This is a genomic window from Enterobacter sp. K16B (assembly GCF_020216105.1).
GTDB lineage: Bacteria > Pseudomonadota > Gammaproteobacteria > Enterobacterales > Enterobacteriaceae > Enterobacter > Enterobacter sichuanensis.
The window spans coordinates 1-233 of sequence record NZ_JAIWJZ010000205.1 but is presented as its reverse complement, the minus strand read 5'-3'; the positions used below and the strand labels follow the sequence as shown (position 1 = coordinate 233).

The 233-nt window shown below is 46.8% G+C and carries 1 protein-coding gene; it reads right to left on the bottom strand.

The window, feature by feature from the left end; all coding sequences use genetic code 11:
• A partial coding sequence (locus tag LDK53_RS22710; protein ID WP_263643527.1) for a T6SS immunity protein Tli4 family protein occupies window positions 1-233 on the bottom strand: 233 nt, incomplete at both ends.

Here is a 233-nt window from a genome sequence, read left to right as displayed (position 1 = left end):
ATCGTGGTTCATCGTTGTCTTCCTGCAAACCCGTTGCCAGAAACTCCTTGGCCTGCAGCCCGTTAACACTAAAGGCCCCTTTTCTTTCTATACCTCCCCGTGAACGGGAAATATTGCTTGCTATTTCTCCCATTCTGTCCAGCACCGTGTTCTCTTCACGCGTAAAGTTATCAGTGGAAAGTGCTACGCGTATATTGTCGAAAGTACTACTGATGAGCCCTATGTTAATATCC